Source organism: Bradyrhizobium sp. LA6.1, from assembly GCF_040547805.1.
In the GTDB taxonomy this organism is placed as follows: domain Bacteria; phylum Pseudomonadota; class Alphaproteobacteria; order Rhizobiales; family Xanthobacteraceae; genus Bradyrhizobium; species Bradyrhizobium barranii.
This window is the reverse complement of record NZ_JBEPQK010000003.1, coordinates 453,457-470,022: the sequence shown is the minus strand read 5'-3', so window position 1 is coordinate 470,022 and position 16,566 is coordinate 453,457. Positions and strand designations below refer to the sequence as shown.

Below are 16,566 nucleotides of genomic sequence, written 5' to 3'. Positions count from 1 at the left end.
AGCTGATGCGCGTGAGGATGATTCAGCGCCGGGAAGCCGCAACGCACCGAGAAGAGGCTCAAATCGTTGCCTCGATGTCGAGCTCGGCGATCAGCAACGGTCCCGGGGTGTCCTTGATCACCACGACGCGTGGGTCGTATGAGCGCCCCAGCGGCCGGATGCGCTCCGCGGTCTCGCGCTGCGGCGGCGGCTGCGTTGGATCATCGCCGAAATTCCACGCCGGGAAGCGTCGAGCGTTCATCAGTGTCCCGAGCGGTGGTGATGTCGGCGTGGTGGGCCCGGAGAAGAGCCGCCCCATCACGAAGCCTGTCGAGTGTACAACATGAGCCGAAAAGCGCGCCACGCGGCGCCTGAGATTTCGCTGTCCAACATCGTTCCCTGGAGGAGCGTCCGGGCAGAACGGTTCAACATTCATCGTCCATTGCTGGCCTGCGACAAGGTCGAGCCGTGTCAGATCCTCACCTTTCTTGAATTGAGGGACGATGTAGCCGTTGGCGTCAACCTGATAGGTCCCCATCGACCGCGTGCCCTGGTCCATCAGCGAGACGGTCAGACCGGCCATGAACCACAGCGGTCCCTTTCCAACCGGAGGCGCGAATGGCGCCGGCGCGGCATTCACTGGAAGTCCGCAATCCAGATAGAACGTGTCGTCAAGAACCTCGCAGACACCGGTGCCGTTACCATAGGTCGAGGTGAAGCTCACATCAGCTGCGTAGGCGGAAACCCACGTAACGATTCCTGCACCTGACCAAGGGCCCCACCCAATCACGGGCGTCTTGTCCTGCAGCGTGTCGGCGTCGTATTTCCCAACGGTGATCGACTTGTCGCCGTTGAGAATATAGACGTATCGCTCATTGAACGTGCCATCGGCAGACGGAGCCGCGATCGCGAGAATGCCGTTGAAGAGGTGCGCGTGAAGCTCGGTCAGGTTTTTGGTGTTAAACGGCCGCGTGTAAGCGCCCGTGGCCAGAACTGCCATAACGCTATTCTGCCCAGCGTTGATGTAGAGGAGCGCTTCTTGCGAGACACGAGGCTGCACCTGCGCGCAGCCGTCGCTCGACAGAAGCTGAAATGAAACGCTGCCGGGCTTCAGCGGATTGGTAACCGAAATCGGGATGTAATAGAGTGCGCGATCGCAGACGACGAACTCCGAGCCCTCGGGGCCGGCAATGACGTAGTAGACCTGCACCTTGCGCGGTGCGAGTTCGAACATGGCATCGGACGGGTTCGGGCCGGTGTATTGGTCGGTCGGCGCGTTGATAGCCGACCACGAGATGCCGCCGGTCACGGACGAGAAATTGCAGAAGCCGAGACGAAACTGATCGACGAAGCACGACGCCGGGTAACCACGGAAGTCGTTCATGACTTCGTCGTCCCACACCGTCACCGGCGCCGGATTATTCACAGCATCGGCATCAGACGTGGTGTAGCCGCCACCCGGGCCCACTACTGCCTCGTTTGCCAGGAAGCCGGTTACCGTCGGGCCCGGGACCGAGGCGACGGGCGCCGAGAGCAACTGCACGGTGATAGTGCCGGCGCCGCTGTCTACGTTCACGATCAGCCCCTTGGCGCCGGACGTGATGCCGATCACCTCGTCGCCGACGCTGTACGCGGTAGCCGGGTCGGTGCCGAAGGTCAGCGCCTGGCGGCCGGGCAGCGATTCCTGCACGGTCGCACTGACCACAGTCGGGCTGGTGTAGCCGGTGATCAGGACCTGACGCCCGACGAAGCGAATGCGCGTGCCGACCCACGCCGCGGTGAACAGCGCCTGCGAGGCAGTCAGCGTGATCGCGCCGACGCGGCCGGACGGGAACATCGTGATGCCCTGCGGGCTGATCCGATAGAACAGCGTGCGTTTCTGGTTGCCGACCAGCAATTCGTTGTAGTCGGCGATCGACCACGTCGATACGCCGTCCCATGTCACCACCTGCGGGCGCATGCTGTTGCCGAAGCAGATGTAGATCGAAAAGTTCAAAAATGCATAGACGATGGAATCGATGTCAGCATCTGTCACCCAAGGCAGAGCGGCGCCATTACCCTGATTTGTAAATGCTCCAACGCTTGCGCCCGTCGAAGGATCGACAATCGTCACGTTTCCAGGGGTGAAGGCAATGTCGAACTCCTTGCCAGGCTTCATCGCAAACCGCTCGATGCGCTTGGTGGAGCTGGAGATCGGATAGATCGCACGGCGGCCCGAGCGAACCTGGATCGCCCCGGAGTTCAAGATGCGCGCATTGGACATCTGGCGGAGGCCGGCCTTGCGGGCCGGATGATCGTCAGCCCGCTTCAGCGAGACATCAACCTCGCCGTAAGAGAAATCGCGCTGCGCGCCAAGGATCTTTGCAATCATGGATCGTCAGGTCTGTTCGTAAATGCCGGTGCAGGTCATCGTCACGCCGGACGCTGATGGTGCGGTGTTGTCGACATACATGATGATCATGCTGCTGCCGCCGGAAGCGATGCGGCCCGAAGCGCCTTTTCCTGTCAGCGCCGTCTCGCCACAAGACGCATTCGCTGCCCGCGCCGTCGTTCCGATTGGGAGCGCAACGTTGATGGTGCCGCTCCCAGACCCTACCGTCGTGATGGTGATCGTGATTGTGAAATGGACCAGCTTACCAATGACCTTGAACGAGCCGGACGAGCTCGCCGACGTATACGCGCCGCCGCCTGACGTCGGGGTTGGGGCATAGGTCGTCCAGGCCGTGGTCTGGTTGACGCCGTTGATGCTCGTGCAGGTCAGTGCAAGGCTGCCGACGGAATTCGTGCAGTCGCCGGTGTGCGCAGGCTCCTGCGCCGCCTGCAGCGTGCCAGTCAGGCTGGTGGTGGGGATATTGGTCAGGTTGGAGCCGTTGCCGGACGCAGGCGTTCCCAGCGCTCCGTTGAAAAGCACGGGCGCACCAGCCGTGCCCACGTTCACACCAAGCGCAGTTGCAACGCCTGTACCCAAGCTCTGCGGCGTTGCGATGTTGCCGACCGAGCCGATCCAGATTTTTCCGGAAGCGAGCGGTATCGCGCTGGCGGCCCAACTGTTGACCCATGCCGTGGTCGCGATGCGATTGTTATTTTCTGAAATCGGGGCGGTCGGAGCAACCAGCGCCATCGGCTCGGCGGCCGCTCTCGATAGTGTGAACACCAGCGCTGCAATAAGGGCGCAGACGGCGATAGCTGCGACATGGAGCGCACGTTTGCCGCCATCGATCACGACGAAGCGCGGCGGTGGCGGGCGAAGATCCTCGGGGCCGCCGCATGCGATCAAGTGGTCACGGCAAATCGGGAATCCCGACCAGCCCCGAACGGCCGGCCTCCGTTCGTCGAGAACGAGACAGATGGCGCAACAGGGCTGAGAACTGCGGGGCGTTAGTCGGTGCGCGATCCAAGACACGTGATCAATTCCCAATCATGCCGGACTCGAGGATGATCACAGGCCCCAGCGCGCCGGCAACCGTTTCGACATAACGCGCATCGCGCCCCATGAACTCCTTCGCGCTGACCGAATTCAGTCGCAGCCGCGCGTTTCCGTTGCCCGTGTCGATGATCTGAACGAGCGAACCTTGCTGTTTCAAACCCACGTTCTGATTGTCAGCCATTGGTGGAATCCTTCTCGGTTTCGTCGTCGATGATCTTCCATGAGCCGATCGGCGTCTGCTTGAACGGCTCGTTGCGTGTGATGATGCCCTCGGCCTGCTCGGTGGCGCCGACGGCTTGTTTCACTTGATCCAGGAATGTCCCGATCTCAACACGATGCGCGCGCAGCGAATGGTCATGCCCCTCGACATCGAAGGTGACGACGAACGTGCTCATGCATTCCCCCTTGCCTGCCTGATGCTCTGCGGGCCGCGCTTGCGACCGTTGTCGGGTCGAACCTGTGAAGCGTCGCGTTGAAACTGGTGCTGCCGGCGGGCGAAGGCAGAAACATCCTGGGCGACGATCAGGACCAGGCCTGTCGCCTGCAAGAGCTCGCTGAGGGTCTTGCTCGTGAGGTGTTTCGTCGGCCGTGGCCCAAGTACCTTCGAGCTGTAGCCGGACGTCCACCCAATGAGTTCATCCAGCGCCAGTCGCGAGATTCCCACCTCGTCGACATAGGCGCGCAGCGCCGAATGAATGGCGCCGTAGCTGTCCGCAATAGCGATGGGTCTGAGCGCCGGCATCAGGCCGCGCTCTCCTGCTCGGGTTGCGCCACATCGATTGGCGGCGCGGTCTCGCCGGGCAGCGCCCACAAAAAGATCGTCGGCGATCGCTGGAGCGCATCCCGCGCGTCCGTTGCGGCGAGCTCGACGATAATTGGCTTGGGGCCACTCACGTCCCACAACTTGGTCAAGGCGGCCGATGGATTGGGGCAGTTTCGGCCAAGACGATCAGGCGTGCTCATCAGCGGGCTCCTGTGGGCTGCGGAAACTGTCGCGCGTAATCGAGGCGCTGGGCCTCGGACATGCCAGTCCACTGCTCCTCGGAAACGCGACCTTGCATGTGCGGCGGATCGCGATGCGCCTGCGAGAACGACGCGGCGCCCTGGGTGGTGAACTTGCGAAGTAGCGTCTCCCAACCCCGGACGATCTTCTCGGTCACCAGCATGCCGCGCATGGCGCCGGCCAACTCATCGCCAACCATGCCGCGCATCCAGGTTTCGAGCGCCGTCACGCGCTGCACGCCGTTCGCCCCCAGCTTGGCAACCTCCGCCGCGGCGGCGGTGTTGAACAGCGCCTGCTCCTGCGCTTTCATGCCCGCGTAGATGCCCAGCACATCGGACAAGTCGCCCTGAGACCAGCCCTTCTTGTGAGCCAGGTTGCGAATGTCGGACAGCGCTGAATCCGCTTCGTCGAATTTGAACTCAACAGGCAGACGGAGATCAGCCGGGAGCTCAGCCTTGTAATCCGCCGGCGTCGCCGGCAGCGACGTCTTGCGCAATTCGGCGTCAGCCTTCGCCTGGAAGAGCTCCTTGACCTCGGTCGAGGTCAGCGTCATGTCGCCGACCGTGATCGTCTCACCGTCTACGTGGGTGGATCCGGCGGGCGCCGGCTGGTCACCCAGTTTCGGCGCGGCCGGCTCGGCGCCGGGCTTGCGCGGTTCGATCGTCACCGTGCCGTCGGGCTGGCGCCGGTGCACGGTCGATTGCGCTTCACGGACCTGGTCCGCGATCTCGAGTTCGCCCCGCTGGCCGGCCGGCATCGCCCACAATCGGATATCCTCCGCGCTCGGCTGCGGATCCGGTCGCTGCGTGTGCGCCTGAAGCGGCGGCAACACGGCCCCGGCGTTGTCGCGCGCCGGCGCGGCGAACGGTGAAACGGTCTCAGGTTCAGACATTCTCAGGACTCCAAAAAAATCGGCTCAGGGTGTTTTCGAAGGAAGGCGTGCGTGCGAGTTACCAGCGCCCTGGCCGAGCCGCGAATTTTCCCCCCGGGGGTGCCACCCGACGGCCGCGCCAAAGCGTAGGCAGCCCCCTGCCCTCGTGCGCATAAATCCCTTTCGTAGTGCGTTGCGCGCCGTAAGTAGCGTCCGATTTGCATGCGCTTGCAATCTCTCTTGGATGCTCGATCACAGCGATCATGCTCATCCGTGTAGTTGCCGTTTCAACGCTGACCGGATTGACGAACCGGTGCAGGTCTCGCGCCAAAGCGTCGCAATCACTCGTCTTTTCATTCTACGCCTTCACCACTGCTACCGTGATTGCTACCAGACAGGTTCGGCGTGACGTCGATCGTTGCCGGCGCATCGGTCGGTGTCGCCTTTGCGTTGATCACGATGACTAGGCCTGGCCGCACGGTCGACGCCGGCGCATTCCGTTGCTCCTCCGCCTGCCCTTCCATTGTCCGGATCGCCTGCACGCGCGCCATCGCGTTGGGGCCGTCGGCTATCTCATCGAGTCGGTGGAAATTTTTGGCGCGCACGCTTTCACGCAAGACACCTAATTCCGCATTGTAATGCTGGAGCACATGCGGCTTTCGCAGCGCTGCACGCAGGGAATGGTCCTTGAGTCCTGCTTTCTCGGCGGCGTCCTGCCTACGTGCGCCCTCCCAGACCATGAACTCGATGGCTCGGGCGAGCTTGCCGGATACGGTGAGCTTCCCTGATCTTTCTTTAACGGCGATGGCTTGGCGGGTCGGTTGGTCGGTCATGGGCCTATTCCTTGGTGATCAGCGGTGCGCTAGCGAGCGTCGCCGTAGGCAGAGCGCTGCTGGCGCATAGCGGGTTGTGGATGGATGCGCGCGAGGCGTTGTGCGCCATCACTGCGCCAACGCATGAGGGGGGCATTGTCGTGTGCTCCAACGACAACCCCATGGGTAGGGTTTTGGCGTTGTTGGCGCAGCCCGGTTTGCGCCAACGGTGCGCCAACGGTTTTGAGGCAATGGCGCAGCATCAGGACGGCCTCTTTCCGTGGCAGACGCGGAGACCTTTGCGGCTCTTGCGGTCAACTGGGTCGTCGTAGTCCTCGTTGAACAGGACGCCGTTGAGCACCCACGTGTTGACGATCTGACGGCACTGCGGCTCGGTGCGGTCCGGACAGTGGCGCTGCACGATGGGCCATGCAGCGCGCGTCTTGGCTGGGCCCGCGTCCGAATAGCGCTGGCCGTTCGGCATGCCGGCCTCAATCTCGTCCAGGGCGGCGTTGAGCTGGGCGCCGCTGACGCCGTCCCATGTCTTAGGCGGATGCCATGGGATGACGGTCTGCACCTCGTCGCCCTGCGGGTAGTCCGGTGTGCCGTTCTCGAGCCGGACCCCAATCAGCTTGAACCATGTGGCCTCGGACGACGGTGGGGCAATGTTGACCTTGCTGGAGTCGAGCCGCACGTACAGCTTCCGCTCCTCGGCCGGGATGCCAAAGGTGTCCCCCTCCCCGTCGCTCATCCTGGTGAGCGTGTACATCAGGCGTCCGGCGTCCCGGGCGGCGCTGGCTCCGCGGCCGGCATCGGCATCGCCGGCGAGCTGCTGCCCCTTCTTGGTGTGATGCGGAACGTCGACCGCGATGTTGAATTCGATCGCCAGTTTCACGAGCAGGCCACAGACGAAGTCCATGGCGCCGTTGTCGTTCTCCTCCATGCCGTGGAGCTTCACGAAAGGATCCAGTCCGAGCAGGTCGATCTGCCGGGTCGCGATCGCCTGGCGCAGCATCGCCTCCAGCGGCCCGGCCGCGCGCGCTCCGTCCTTCATGTCGGCGAGCTTGATGCCCTTAGGGGTCGCACAGAACAGCCAGCCCTTGAGCTCTGCCGGCTCGATGCCGTGATGGATACGCGCGGCGGCGAGCCGGCGCTGGAGCTCGCTGTCATCGTCCTCCAGGCTCAGCAGGAGCACCCTGCAGCGCTTGAAGACGTGCTGACCGGTGAGCGGCCGACCCGTGGCGACCGCAAGATACTGGAGCGTCCGAAGCGCCGTCTTGCCCGTGGCGCCGGGGGCAAGCAAGCCTGACAAGAAGCGGCGGCAGAATTGGTTGCCGAGCAGCCATTCCCGCGGCGGCGGGATGTCGACGACGTCGCCGGCGTCCCACTCTTTGAGACCAGCGGCCGCTTGTTGCTCGCTCCCCGACCTATTTCCTTCTCCCGCGGGCAATTCGGGTGGTTGCTCCCCGAATGCCTCGAACCCATCCACCGACGGGACATCGCTGCGAGGATCCGCATCACCACGGTCGAGGAAACCTTCCTCCTCGGACACCTGCAAGAGAATCGCTCGGTTAGCTGGGTTCAGCATCAAGCGGCCTCGCTGACCAGCATGTGGGCAACGCTAGTGTGATCGCGAAGCCATTTGCGAAGGCGATCGGCGTCGCCCAAGCTCACGACGTAATTGAAGGCATCGACTGTGCTTTGCGGAATCGGCCGCGGACGTGGCTCAGACGCCTTCTCGGGCGCCGGAGGCAGTTTGCCCGTCCATTTCCAGCGATCGCGGGGGTCATCGAGCTCGAACCGCTTCACGAGCTGCAAAACGTAATCGGACGGCAGTTCGGGCGCGGGTGCGAAGGCCTCGGCCATCACGGCTTGCACGCCGTCCTGGCCGATCTCGGCGACGAGACCCCAACGCTCGGCGAGCGCCTGCAGGTTGTCCGCAGCGAACTGGAGTGAGATCCAGCCGTCGGCGTGATACCACGCATGATCGCCGCAGCACTCGACGAAGTCGTCGAGGTCGCCCAACATCGCCCTCTCTGAGAGCCGGACGGGCGAGTTCATGACGTAGCCTCGATCAGGTCTAGTTCGATCGCCTTAGCCTCGGCGCGCTCCAGAGCGCGGCGTAGTTCCGGCAGCTTCTCGATCGCGAAGGCGACGCCTTTCTTGGACGCCTGCATGTGGCCGGTCTCGGTGGTGAAGAAAACGCGCAGGTCACCGATCGCACGTCCGTTAAGCCTGGACAGCGTCAGCCGAATGCACTGGTTGCGCCGGCGCCCTTTCCAGAGCTGAAACACCACAATCGGCTCGGCGAGCGGATCCAGGGAGGACGTTGCGAACTGCGGATCGGAGCAGATATCCAGATGATCGTTTTCCCGACGATTCCTGCCTGCATGCCGAACCCGCTTTTGAGCGGCGGGTTCGGTCATGCCGCCTGTCCCTTCAGCCGAAAGAACTTCGAAGCAAAATCGTCGGCCACTGCCTTCAGGGTGTCCGGGTCGTCACCGGCGAGCTTGCGCAGCGCGACGCGCACGGGGACCCGCTTCTTCCCCTGAACCTCGATCACCGGGATAACCCCGGCCTTCGCCGCCTCATAGCTGCCATTTCGATGCAGCCCGAGGGCAATAAGTCCATACTCAGGCACCGAGATCGTAATGGGAAGATCGCGGTCGTTCGCGTTCATTTTTCGCCTCGCTGGTTGCGATGAATTGACTTGCGCAAACGGTAATCCCGCGCCGTCCTTGACTGCAACGGTTGATTTGGATAATGTGCATCATCCGTATCATCACCGTATCAGGGGCAAAATGTCCGAGGTTGCGATCAATTTTGAATGGAGCCGTGCTTATTCGACCAAACCCGGTCGTGCCGCATACGCGATTGAAGGCGGCAAGATTGTTCAGGTTGGGGACCGCCGGGAGAATTACGCTCCTCTAAGGCTCGGGGCTGTGTATCCCGTCTATCTCGAGTTCGCGCAGTTGGATGGCTCGCCGGAATCGTGCCTCGGTTTCGCTGAAAAATACGGCCTCCTATGCACCTCGGCGCGTCACAGCAAACCTCCTTCGGAAGAACTCACACTCTGGAAAGCCGAGATCAAGCGCATGTCCGGCAACCTCCGAGCGCTCCCGAACGTCATTCGCATCGCCAACTCTCGCGGGACGTACGCCAAAGTCGCGACAGTGGATGTGCTTCTAGTGCCCGGCCACGGCGAAGGTTCTCCACCGGTGATGGTGCTGGAGCCCGGCGATCTTCTCCAAGCCATGAATTTGGAAATGGCCCAATTCATCAGCGGTGGCGGCCGACTGGTGCCATGCAAAAACTGCGGACTGTTGTTCCAAGCCGGCCGCGCTGGCGGAAAACGCACGATCGCACAGTTTCACAGCGACGAATGCAGGATTGCTTTCAACAACGCCAAGCGGAGGGGCAAATGAAGGGACACTTACGTGAACGGTCTCCAGGACATTGGGCGATCATTCTCGATCAGCGCGACCCGGGCACCGGCAAGCGCAAGCGCAAATGGCACAGTTTCACCGGTACCAAGCGGCAAGCCCAGGTCGAATGCGCGCGACTGATCTCTGAGACAAACGACGGCAGCTACGTCGAACCGTCCAAACTGACGGTCCTGCAATACTTCGATCGCTGGCTGAAGCACATCAAGCCAAACGTCTCACCGCGGACACATGAGCGGTACGAGCAAATCGCCCTGAAAAACATCGCTCCCCTGATCGGCGGCAAGATCCTTTCCAAGCTGCAGCCTATCGACATCAGCGAAGCCTATGCCAAGGCACTCGAAAGTGGCCGGCGCGACGGCGGCGGCGGCCTATCGCCCCGCACGGTCCACCACATGCACCGGGTGCTTTACTCGGCCCTGGGCCAAGCCGAACGCTGGAAACTGATCGTCCGCAACCCCGCCGCGCTCCTCGAAAAGCGGGACCGGCCCAAGATCGAAAGGAAGACCGTCACGGTCATTGCTCCGGCCGCCACCGCCGCCGTCTTTGACGCCGCGCGCGAGCGCCGGCTGTTCATCCCGCTGGTGCTGGCTTCCCTCTGCGGCCTCAGGCGCGGCGAGATCACAGCGCTCCGGTGGAAAGCGATCGATCTCGACGCAGGCCAGCTCGCCGTCGTCGCCAGCACTGAGCAGACCGACGCAGGCGCTATCCGAGAGAAGGAAGCCAAGAGCGGCCGCTCCCGGACTGTCGCCCTGCCCGCCATGGCGGTTGAGGAACTGCGCCGGTGGCGGCTCCAGCAGGCCCAGGAGCTCCTTCGGCTCGGGGTGCGGGCGGACGATGACTGGCATGTGGTCACGCAAGCCGACGGCACCCCCCTGCAGCCGAGGAGCCTGACCCATGTCGTTTCCGAATTCTTGAAGGAATGGCGGGTTACCCTGCACGGCCTGCGGCATAGCCACGCCAGCCACATGCTCGCATCGAATATCCACCCCAAGATCGTACAGGAGCGCCTTGGTCACTCTTCCATCGCGATCACGATGGATATTTACAGCCACTTGATGCCGAACATGCAGGGAGAAGCTGCCGCGACGGTTGACGGCGTGCTGCGCGCCGCCATAAACAAGCGAACCGACGACGTTGGGTAGCAAACCGGTAGCAGAGTCACCGTCTGTTCTCTGTGCCGAGGCGAAAAGCTAAGCAATTTCAAGGTCTGGAAGGGTGGCCGAGTGGTTTAAGGCACCGGTCTTGAAAACCGGCGTGCCCGCAAGGGTACCGTGGGTTCGAATCCCACCCCTTCCGCCAAAACATCAACAAAATCAATTAGTTAGCTCGTGGTTTTCGCTTCAGCGCACAATCGAACGTACAATCGTCGCTTGGTGGCGCCGTAAGCGTCGCGGTGAGATCGAGTCGATTTGTCGCAGTTCGGACGAGGCGACGCCCGATCCCAACACTGATGCCGCCGCCGATCTCATCAGCTTTCCGACGTCGCGATGGACTGTCGTGTTTCGACGCGATGCATCGAAGGAGCGACAAGACGGTCCTTGAATCACAGCGATGGCGTCGCGCATCTATCCACACCCACGACCGGCAGTAGCTCGCGAGCATTCCGCGCCGCTAGGAATCGATAATTTGACTCTCGCCTGCGCCGCGGTTCGATGGCGTCATGACCAAGGCAGAGAACAGAGCGGCGGCGAGAGCTTGGCACCAAGAGCGCATGCGTCAGCGCGCGGAAGAAGTGCGGGCCGAGGCGGTAGCAGCCGACCTGGCCGAACTCGGCCGGCTTCGCCACTACCTCATCTTTGGCAGAAAGGATCGCCGTGCCGACCGCGAGAAGCTGATGAGCGCCATTGACGACTACGTCGGTGAGATGACTGGCGACCGAACCGCGCTGCACGCCAAAAACCACAAGTGCGGGTGAAGCAGTACGGCCTGGGGACGAAGAGTCGGGTAGTCGATCTGCATGAAACTCGCCGCCGAACGTGCCTTTGCCGCTCCTGAAGCCGCCGCCCGCAAACTGGTCGAGCTCGCGAAGACCATTGAAGCTGTCCAGGACGGTCGCATTCACATCGAAAAGCTCAATGCTCCGTTTCTCTACACGCTCAAGGCCACCGGGTTGGAGTTCGGCGCCGGCATCAAGCATGCAGTTGAGAAGGGCTGGCTCGAGCTGCACGAGAGCGGGACCTATGTCCGGCTGATCGACACCAGCGCAAAAGCGGCCCCAGCAAAAGACTAAGTTGCCGGGGCCGTTTGGAGGCTACCTTGGCGGTAATGGGGTCGCCAGGTGGTCATGAGCATAGGAAAAACCGGCAATCAGTTCTGTCCACTTGTGCCCAAAGCAGTATAGTTCCAGATCGGGAACGGAACCGATCGCAATGAAGTTTAGAAGGGACGGCCCGCCAGCGTGACCAGCGGGCTGGTAGCGATCGTCAGGCGCAGTCGCGACCTCCGCGGGGTACGATCGAAGTACTGGCTCGTGGAGCTTCGCGCGCGTTCTCAATGTCCGAATGGAGGTTCCAATGCGTACTCCGGCCTTGGCGATTTTGGCAATCGGGATGGCATCAACAGAGCCGGCGGCAGCTCAGACGTATAATCCGGCCTTTCCGGTTTGCCTGCACGTTTACCGCGCGGGGGCCAACTATTACGATTGCAGCTACACATCGCTGCCTCAGTGCAATGCTTCGGCATCGGGCCGCGCCGCAGAGTGCGCCATTAATCCATACTTCGCGGGCGTGGAAAACCCCGCAGCTTATCGGCGGCACGGCCGCCGCGCCTACTAGGGCATTGCGAGAGACGCTCAGCCCGCCAGCGTGAACCGGCGGGTTGCTGCTTGGGCCGCCTGCGTTTCGGTACCGCAATCCCTAGCGGCTTGTGTCGACGCTACCACCGCGCTTCTATCGGACGATCCGATCAAGACGGCAGCCCGTTATACAACCAAATATCTGATCTTTCATTTGGGTGCCTACCCGGCAACCCCTAATGCAAGCGCGCACATCGTCGCCCCACACACGGCCCTTGGTTTGAGAACTCGAGATACATCGATTGTTGCATGCCTTGTCGTTATCGGGGCATTTGGACAAACACGCCGCAAGGCCAAGTCGCTCGCCTTCTGAAAATGTCGCTTCTTGGGCGGTTGCGAGCGTCGTTGTTGTCGCCGCAGTATAAAGGGCTAGCGCGAGCGCGCTCTTTAGGATTTCTGTAGCCGACATTATCTCCTGCCTCTGTTTGAGACCTCGGAAAGCAGCGTACGCCGGATACACCACCAAGGCGCAAGGCGGCCAGGAAATATCGGATCGCGAAGTAGGCCGCCCGCGTGAGCCGGCGGGCCTGGCTTCACGGACGTATCGTCCGCTCAATTTCACGGGCCGCCCAGGTCGCAACCATCATCGCGAACCGGAAGCGCTCGCGCGTTTCCGCAGGTATTTGGATGCTGCGAATTGCGAGGCTGTTCACATGTCCGGACCCGACAGCATGCTATTGTCGGTGCGGTCATGCCGAACTGTTCGTTTGAATGGCTTCCAATAGAATTAAGTAGGACGAGCAAATATTCGGCTCTGATGCGCTGAAGCTGTTCGTACACACAAGGGTCCTGCCATGGAAATCGGGACTTGGCTGAAAAGTTTGGGCCTAGGACGACATGAGTCCCTGTTCATCGCGAACGCCATAGATTGCGATGTGTTGCCGCAATTGACAGAAGTTGACTTCGAAAAGGTTGGCATCCCACTCGGCGACCGGAAACGCCTCGTGAATGCGATCAGTGCGCTTCCCTCCAGCCTTCCCTCCACTGTCGTGAATGCTGCAATTGCGCAATACGCGGAACGGCGCCACCTCACGGTAATGATCTGTGACTTGGTCGATTCGACCGCCCTGACGGCACGCCTTGACCCGGAAGATATGGGCGCCGTCATCGATGCCTATCACGCTGCTTGTGCTCGTATCACGCGCTCCTATGACGGCTTTCTCGCCGACTTTCGCGGAGACGGCATTCTTGCGTATTTCGGCTATCCCATTGCGCACGAGGACGATCCCGAACGAACTGTAAGAGCTGCGCTCGATATCATTGCTGCTGTCGCACGGCTTGAAACCCGCGCTGGAGAACCGCTCGCGGTGCGTATCGGTATCGCTACCGGCATGGTGGTAGTCGGTGACCTGGGCGGCGAAGGCAAACTTCGGGAGCACTCCGTGGTTGGGGGCGCTCCCAATATCGCGGCTCGCGTGCAAGCCTTGGTCGAGCCGAACACCGTGGTCGTCGCAGACTCCACCCGTCGTCTCCTTGGCGATATCTTTAGTCTTCGCGACCTTGGCGCCCACCACCTCAAAGGCATTAGCGAGCCGGTGAGCGCGTGGGCCGTCCAGGGCGTCTCGGCTTCCGAGAGCCGCTTTGAGGCGGTGCGTCCGACAGAACTCGCCCCTGTCATCGGCCGCGATTCCGAGTTGGAGTTCTTGTTGGAACGTCAACGTTTGGCTCGCACGGGCGAAGGCCAGATCGTTCTCATCTCAGGCGAGCCGGGTATCGGGAAATCGCGCTTAGCAGCGGCTCTGGCTGAACGTGCAGCTAAGCATCAACCACACGTGCATTTCCGTTATCAGTGCTCGCCTTACCACGCCAACAGCGCACTTCATCCCGTGGTCGAGCAGTTGGAAAGGAGTGCCGGATTTAAGGCGGACGATCCCGTCGAGACGCGGCTTGACAAGCTGGAGGCACTCCTCTCGTTGAGAGCACCGCAAGTTCAGACGGTAGTACCACTTTTTGCTGAGCTGCTATCGATCCCATTCGCGAGCCGTTATCCAAAACCGCAGCTAAGCCCCGCCCAGCAGCGTCGCCGCACACTTGCCGCGCTGCTCGATCAATTCGAGAGCCGTTCTCGCAAACAGCCCATCCTGTTGCTTATCGAAGATGTTCAGTGGGCCGACGACACTACCCTCGAATTGCTCGACCTCATCGTAGAGCGAGCCCGACAGTTGTCTATCCTTGCGCTGGTTACCTTTCGACCAGAGTTCGAGCCTCCCTGGACCGGTCTTGCAAATGTCGGAAGCCTGGTCCTCGGACGGCTCAACCCAGATGATGTCAAAGGTGTTGCCACGCAGGTGGCCAATGGCCGAGCGCTTCCGATCGACGTGATGAAGCAGATCGTAACAAAGACTGACGGAAATCCGCTCTTCGTGGAGGAACTCACCAAGGCTGTCCTCGAAGCTGGCATTCTGATCGAATGCCAGGATCGCTATCAGCTCGGGGGACCGTTACCGCCCTTTGCCATCCCGGAAACCCTTCACGACTCCCTGATGGCGCGGCTCGACCGCCTGCATTCGGTGAAGGAGATCGCCCAGATTGGCGCCACCATCGGTCGCGAATTTTCCTATTCCTTGATGCGGGCTGTGGTCGCTCGAGAGGAAACACGGTTGCAGCATTCCCTCTCCGAACTCGAGGAGGCCGGGCTTATTTTCCGCGAAGGTGACCTGCCGGATGCCATTTATAGCTTCAAACACGCATTGGTGAGGGATGCGGCTTATCAGAGCCTGCTGAAGACACGGCGGCGGCAACTCCATGCGCAAATAGCGCGCGTGCTAGAGGAAGGATTCCAGGATGCCGTCGTGAACGACCCTGAAATCCTTGCGCACCATTTCACCGAAGCCGGCATGCTTGAGAAGGCAACGGACTATTGGCTCAAGGCCGGAAAGCGCGCGCTCGGGCGCTCCTCCAATGCCGAGGCTGTAAAACATCTCACGCGAGGAATGGAGCTGACCCAGCAACTGCTCAGCTCGCCGCAACGCGATCGCAAAGAACTGGATTTCTATCTGGCCCTTGGTCCTGCAGTCGCCGCAACTGAGGGCGATGCCGCGGCTGAAACGTCGCGGGTCTTCTCACGGGCTCGCGCGCTGCTAGGCGAAAGTGTCAGCCTAGAAGAACGGATGACGATCCTGTGGGGCAGCTACCTAGCCCACAGTATGCGCGCGGAGTATAGCTCAGCGCTGGAGGATGCCCGGTACGGCCTCGCGTTGGCCGCAGAGCATGATCATCCCGGCGTGGCCGTCCTAGCCACGCGCTTTATTGGACAATCATTGCATCTCACGGGTGCCTTCGCCGACGCACGCGAACACCTCGATCGCGCCCTCGCACTGTGCTCAACCAATCCAGCCACGATATCGACCTATCGCCGCTTCGGAGTCGATGACGCGGTGAACAGCCTGGCGTGGCTCTCGACGACGCTATTGGTCCTTGGCTATCCTAAACAGTCTACAACAATCGTCGAGCGTACTGAAACTCTTGCTCGAACGAGGGAACAAAGCTTTACGACGGCCCTGGCCCTGGGGAACATAGTCGTTCTGGGCACAATCGGCGGCGACGCAAAGCGCGCTTTGGCTCACGCCGACGAAGCGATATCGCTCAGCATCGAGCATGAATTTGCGGCAATTGAACGAAGAGCACGTTTTTTCCGCGGAGCGCTATTAGCCCAAGGAGGGGATCTTCAAGTCGGGATCGAACTGATGCGCGGCGCTTTGACGGCAACTTACCAAAACTCTGAACGGTGCCGCCGCACTCTCTATTTGGGCCATCTCGCCTTCGCTCATGCCCAGCTCGGAGAGCTTGAAGTTGGACTGCGCCTGCTGGACGAAGGCGTTCAGCTGGCCGAAACAACAGGGGAGAGTTTCTTTGAGGCCGAGTTGTATCGTCTTCGGGGCAACATCAACCTAAAACTCGGCAGGCGTGACCAGGCAGAGGCCGCACTGCAGCGAGCCGTGGCGATTGCGCGGCGACAACAAGCTCGCTGGTGGGAGTTGCGTGCCTCGATCTGTCTCGCGCGGCATTGGAGTAACGAAGGCAGATATTTCGAGGCTTGGTCCCTCTTAGAGCCTATATACACTTGGTTCACCGAAGGTCAGGATACACCCGATCTGACAGACGCGAGAAATCTCGTGGACGAACTACGCTCAGTTTCAGGAATGAAATCGGTTTCAGGAATGAAAGATGAGCCAAAGCGTGGCAGCTGTTGACCAGCACCGCTCAACATCATGCCTGACGTAAATTGATCAGC

Annotated in this window: 18 protein-coding genes and 1 tRNA gene; 7 read left to right on the top strand and 12 right to left on the bottom strand. The window is 61.4% G+C overall.

Features of this window, described 5'->3' with window-relative positions; translation table 11 throughout:
• Nucleotides 1-58 precede the first annotated feature (58 nt).
• From ABIB99_RS09400 to ABIB99_RS09345, 12 genes are all read right to left on the bottom strand, one after another.
• Entirely contained in the window at nt 59-2,350 is a 2,292-nt protein-coding gene (locus ABIB99_RS09400; protein WP_354175547.1) for a hypothetical protein, read from the bottom strand.
• A 6-nt stretch (nt 2,351-2,356) separates the two neighbouring features.
• Nucleotides 2,357-3,256, bottom strand: coding sequence for a hypothetical protein (locus ABIB99_RS09395; protein ID WP_354175546.1), 900 nt, complete (start codon nt 3,254-3,256; stop codon nt 2,357-2,359).
• Nucleotides 3,257-3,386: 130 nt separating this feature from the next.
• A complete protein-coding gene (locus ABIB99_RS09390; RefSeq protein WP_354175545.1) occupies nt 3,387-3,587 on the bottom strand; it encodes a hypothetical protein in 201 nt (66 codons plus the stop codon).
• Nucleotides 3,580-3,801: a hypothetical protein gene (locus ABIB99_RS09385; RefSeq protein WP_354175544.1), complete on the bottom strand. Its 222-nt coding sequence runs from the start codon at nt 3,799-3,801 to the stop codon at nt 3,580-3,582. The genes ABIB99_RS09390 and ABIB99_RS09385 overlap by 8 nt, the downstream gene beginning before the upstream one ends.
• Nucleotides 3,798-4,148, bottom strand: a complete 351-nt coding sequence (locus tag ABIB99_RS09380; protein WP_354175542.1) for a hypothetical protein — start codon at nt 4,146-4,148, stop codon at nt 3,798-3,800. Before ABIB99_RS09380 ends, ABIB99_RS09385 begins: the two co-directional genes overlap by 4 nt.
• On the bottom strand, nt 4,148-4,369 hold the full coding sequence (locus ABIB99_RS09375) for a hypothetical protein (RefSeq protein ID WP_354175540.1): 222 nt from the start codon (nt 4,367-4,369) through the stop codon (nt 4,148-4,150). The genes ABIB99_RS09380 and ABIB99_RS09375 overlap by 1 nt, the downstream gene beginning before the upstream one ends.
• Nucleotides 4,369-5,301: a hypothetical protein gene (locus ABIB99_RS09370; protein WP_354175539.1), complete on the bottom strand. Its 933-nt coding sequence runs from the start codon at nt 5,299-5,301 to the stop codon at nt 4,369-4,371. Before ABIB99_RS09370 ends, ABIB99_RS09375 begins: the two co-directional genes overlap by 1 nt.
• A gap of 332 nt (nt 5,302-5,633) precedes the next feature.
• Nucleotides 5,634-6,113, bottom strand: a complete 480-nt coding sequence (locus tag ABIB99_RS09365; RefSeq protein ID WP_354175538.1) for a hypothetical protein — start codon at nt 6,111-6,113, stop codon at nt 5,634-5,636.
• Nucleotides 6,114-6,354: 241 nt separating this feature from the next.
• A complete protein-coding gene (locus ABIB99_RS09360; RefSeq protein ID WP_354175537.1) occupies nt 6,355-7,680 on the bottom strand; it encodes an AAA family ATPase in 1,326 nt (441 codons plus the stop codon).
• A complete protein-coding gene (locus ABIB99_RS09355) occupies nt 7,680-8,120 on the bottom strand; it encodes a hypothetical protein (RefSeq protein ID WP_354175536.1) in 441 nt (146 codons plus the stop codon). Before ABIB99_RS09355 ends, ABIB99_RS09360 begins: the two co-directional genes overlap by 1 nt.
• A gap of 29 nt (nt 8,121-8,149) precedes the next feature.
• Nucleotides 8,150-8,518, bottom strand: coding sequence for a transcriptional coactivator p15/PC4 family protein (locus ABIB99_RS09350; RefSeq protein ID WP_354175535.1), 369 nt, complete (start codon nt 8,516-8,518; stop codon nt 8,150-8,152).
• On the bottom strand, nt 8,515-8,772 hold the full coding sequence (locus tag ABIB99_RS09345) for a hypothetical protein (RefSeq protein WP_354175534.1): 258 nt from the start codon (nt 8,770-8,772) through the stop codon (nt 8,515-8,517). The genes ABIB99_RS09350 and ABIB99_RS09345 overlap by 4 nt, the downstream gene beginning before the upstream one ends.
• A gap of 58 nt (nt 8,773-8,830) precedes the next feature.
• Between ABIB99_RS09345 and ABIB99_RS09340 the strand changes: the two genes are divergently transcribed.
• The 7 genes from ABIB99_RS09340 to ABIB99_RS09310 all read left to right on the top strand — a co-directional run bounded on the left by ABIB99_RS09340 (nt 8,831) and on the right by ABIB99_RS09310 (nt 16,525).
• Nucleotides 8,831-9,517, top strand: a complete 687-nt coding sequence (locus ABIB99_RS09340; RefSeq protein WP_354175533.1) for a hypothetical protein — start codon at nt 8,831-8,833, stop codon at nt 9,515-9,517.
• A complete protein-coding gene (locus ABIB99_RS09335) occupies nt 9,514-10,680 on the top strand; it encodes a tyrosine-type recombinase/integrase (protein ID WP_354175532.1) in 1,167 nt (388 codons plus the stop codon). The genes ABIB99_RS09340 and ABIB99_RS09335 overlap by 4 nt, the downstream gene beginning before the upstream one ends.
• A 67-nt stretch (nt 10,681-10,747) precedes the next feature.
• Nucleotides 10,748-10,837, top strand: a tRNA-Ser gene (locus ABIB99_RS09330).
• Nucleotides 10,838-11,198: 361 nt separating this feature from the next.
• Nucleotides 11,199-11,453, top strand: a complete 255-nt coding sequence (locus ABIB99_RS09325) for a hypothetical protein (RefSeq protein WP_038937372.1) — start codon at nt 11,199-11,201, stop codon at nt 11,451-11,453.
• A 42-nt stretch (nt 11,454-11,495) separates the two neighbouring features.
• A complete protein-coding gene (locus ABIB99_RS09320) occupies nt 11,496-11,768 on the top strand; it encodes a hypothetical protein (protein WP_063983276.1) in 273 nt (90 codons plus the stop codon).
• A 283-nt stretch (nt 11,769-12,051) separates the two neighbouring features.
• Nucleotides 12,052-12,312: a DUF3551 domain-containing protein gene (locus ABIB99_RS09315; RefSeq protein WP_071917452.1), complete on the top strand. Its 261-nt coding sequence runs from the start codon at nt 12,052-12,054 to the stop codon at nt 12,310-12,312.
• 814 nt (nt 12,313-13,126) lie between these two features.
• Nucleotides 13,127-16,525 (top strand): AAA family ATPase, encoded by a 3,399-nt coding sequence (locus ABIB99_RS09310; RefSeq protein ID WP_283016498.1) that lies wholly within the window; start codon nt 13,127-13,129, stop codon nt 16,523-16,525.
• Nucleotides 16,526-16,566 lie beyond the last annotated feature (41 nt).